Below are 3,167 nucleotides of genomic sequence, written 5' to 3' on the forward strand. Positions count from 1 at the left end.
GGGGTGGCCGGCGCTCGGTGCGTCGTGCGGGAGGTCAGCGACCCTGGTTCGCGACCGCCTTGATGGCCTCGGCCGCGGCCTCGGGGTCGAGGTACGTGCCGCCCGGGTTCGTGGGCTTCAGCGTCTCCTCGTCCAGCTCGTAGAGCAGCGGGATGCCCGTGGGGATGTTGATGCCGGCGATCGTGTCGGCGTCGACGTCGTCGAGGTGCTTGACGATCGCGCGAATCGAGTTGCCGTGCGCGGCGACGAGGACCGTCTTGCGGGCCTTGAGGTCCGGGACGACGTCCGACTCCCAGTACGGCAGCGCGCGGTCGAGGACCTGCGCGAGCGCCTCGGCGCGCGGGATCGGCTCACCGGCGTAGCGCGGGTCCGCGTCCTGCGAGAACTCCGAGCCGAGCTCGATGTCCGGCGGCGGGACGTCGTACGAGCGACGCCAGAGCATGAACTGCTCCTCGCCGTACTCGTTGAGCGTCTGCTTCTTGTCCTTGCCCTGCAGGGCGCCGTAGTGGCGCTCGTTGAGGCGCCAGCTGCGCTTGACCGGGATCCAGAGCAGGTCGGCGGCGTCGAGGGCGTAGTTCGCGGTCGTGATCGCGCGGCGCAGCAGCGACGTGTGCACGACGTCGGGGCGCACGCCCGCGTCGGTCAGCAGCGTGCCGCCGCGCTTCGCCTCGGCGACGCCCTTCTCCGACAGGGGGACGTCCACCCAGCCGGTGAACAGGTTCTTGGCGTTCCACTCGCTCTCGCCGTGGCGGAGCAGCACGAGGGTGTAGGTCATGGGCTCCATCCTGCCGCAGCCCCCGCCGACCGTCGCCGGGACGTCCGTCCCTGGGACGGCGTGCGCGGTCAGGCGCGGCGCGCCTCGGCGGCGACGCCGTACACCTTGAGCACCTGGTCGGCGGCCGTCTCCCAGCCGAACCGCTCGGCGCCCCGGCGTGCGGCGACGCCGTACTCGTCGCGGCGCTCGGGGTCGGCGAGCACGTCGGCCAGGACGTCGGCCCACACCGCCGGGTCGTGACCGCGCACGAGGCGGCCGGACACGCCGTCGTCGACGATGGTCCGCAGCCCGCCGACGGCCGCCGCGACGACGGGGACCCCGCTGGCCTGCGCCTCCGCGGCGACGAGCCCGAAGGACTCGCTGCGCGAGGGCATCGCGACGACGTCGGCCGCGTGGTACCAGCGCACGAGGGTGTCGCGGTCGGCAGGCGGGCGGACGACGACGTCCTGCTCGACGCCCGTCATCGCGGCCAGGGCACGCAGCTCACGGACCGCGGTCGAGCGCCCGCTGGGGCCGCCGAGGACGACGAGCAGGGGCACGGGCCGGCCCGACGCGCGCAGCGCCGCGAGCGCCTGGACGAGGACGTCGGGGGCCTTGAGCGCCTGCACGCGCCCCGCGAACAGCACGACGTCACGGTCGAGCGGCAGACCCAGCGCGGCGCGCGCGGCACGGCGCTCGGCCGCGGGCACGGGCGCGAAGCGGTCGAGGTCGACGCCCGGCTCGACGACGTGCACGCGGTCCGGGTCGGCGCCGTACAGGTCGACGAGCTCGCGGGCCTCGACGGGCGTGCTCGCGACGAGCGCGTCGGCCGCGCGCACGACCTCCTCCTCACCGACCACGCGCTGCGCGGGCTCGGCGTCGTCGCCGGGCGCGAGGGCCGCGTTCTTCACGCGCGCGAGCGTGTGCGAGGAGTGCACGAGCGGCACCTCCCACCGCTCCGCGGCGATCTGGCCGACCTGCCCCGACAGCCAGTAGTGCGAGTGCACGACGTCGTACCAGCCGGGGCGGCGGGCCGCCTCCGAGCGCAGGACGCCCGCAGCCATGCCGCACAGGACGCCCGGCAGGTCGTTCTTGTCGAGCCGCTCGAACGGCCCGGCCGGGACGTGGTGGACGAGGACGGGCGGCACGACCCCCGCCGGGACGCGGTCGGCGAGCAGCACGGCCCGCGACTCGTCGCGCGTGAGCGGCCGGCCGTCGGCGTCGGCGCCCGGGACGACCGCGGTCTCCGGCAGGTCCGACGACGTCGCGCGCGTGAAGATCTCGACGCGTGCCCCGCGGGCCGCGAGCGCGCGGGACAGCTCCAGCACGTACACGTTCATGCCGCCCGCGTCGCCCGTGCCGGGCTGCTCGAGCGGGGACGTGTGGACCGAGAGCATGGCGACGCGCGGGGCATGCTCGAGGGTCACGGGGGCTCCTGGGCGGGCTGGGTACGGGCGGAACTGCCGCCCATTCTCCCGCAGCGGGGCGCGGGCCGCCGCCGACGAGGGTCCCGGTCGCGTCACACCCCCGGCGCGCGTCGGGCGGGCGGCACGGGACCCGCAGGGCGGGCCGCCGGGTGGAGCCGGCGGCCCGCCCGTCCTCAGCGGACCACGAGGACCCGTGGCGCCGCGAGGCTCGGCAGGTACGTCCCGTCGCCGCCGTACGTGACCAGGACGATCGACGTCCGGGTCGAGCGCGGCAGGTCGACGACCGCGTGCCCGTCGGCGTCGAGCGTCGCGGACCCGCCACGGCGGCCGTTGACCCACACGTCGACCGTGCCCGTCGGGGCGACGCCTGCGGTGGCGCCGACCTGGACGTGCACGGTCTTGTCGTCGCCGCGGCGCACGGTCCAGTCGGTGCCGTCGGTGCGGACCGACGGGACGACGCGCGTCACGGTGAGCCGCTCGGCCCGCGACCGGGACGCGGCGACGGGCGGGTCGGTCTGCGCGGTGCCCGCGTAGACGGCGACGACCTGGTGCCGCCCGGTCGCGAGCGTGGCCGGCAGGCGCACCTCGGCGACCGCCTTGTCGCGACCCTTCGCGGTGAGGGTGCCGGTCGCGACGGTGACGCCGTCGACCTGCACGTCGACCGTGCCCGTCGGGGTGACGCCCTCGGCCCGGACGGTCACCTGAGCGGTGGCCGGCGTGCCGAACGGCCGGGTCGACGGCACCCGGAGCGTCGTCGTCGAGGCCACGGGTGCGCTGGTCGAGACGCCGGCGACCCGGGCGAGCAGCCCGGCCGCCTCCCCCGCGGACCCCGCCATGAGCAGGTGCTCGGCGTCGGCGGTCAGCGCGACCGCGTCCGCCGGCAGGCCCGGTCCGCCCGCGACGACCGCCGCCTGGGCGAGGTCGCGCAGGACGCTGACGACCAGGCCGGCCGCCGTCGCCGTCGTGCGGTCCGTGCCGTCGAGCGC

The 3,167-nt window shown here is 76.5% G+C and carries 3 protein-coding genes; all 3 read right to left on the reverse strand.

Features of this window, described 5'->3' with window-relative positions; genetic code table 11:
• Positions 1-34: 34 nt before the first annotated feature.
• On the reverse strand, positions 35-775 hold the full coding sequence (locus CBZ_RS17495) for a phosphoglyceromutase (protein ID WP_130782758.1): 741 nt from the start codon (positions 773-775) through the stop codon (positions 35-37).
• Positions 776-843: 68 nt separating this feature from the next.
• Positions 844-2,181: a glycosyltransferase gene (locus CBZ_RS17500; protein WP_373862193.1), complete on the reverse strand. Its 1,338-nt coding sequence runs from the start codon at positions 2,179-2,181 to the stop codon at positions 844-846.
• A 173-nt stretch (positions 2,182-2,354) separates the two neighbouring features.
• A partial coding sequence (locus tag CBZ_RS17505; RefSeq protein ID WP_130782759.1) for an Ig-like domain repeat protein occupies positions 2,355-3,167 on the reverse strand: 813 nt, incomplete at its 5' end.

This window comes from Cellulomonas biazotea, assembly GCF_004306155.1.
In the GTDB taxonomy this organism is placed as follows: Bacteria; Actinomycetota; Actinomycetes; order Actinomycetales; family Cellulomonadaceae; genus Cellulomonas; species Cellulomonas biazotea.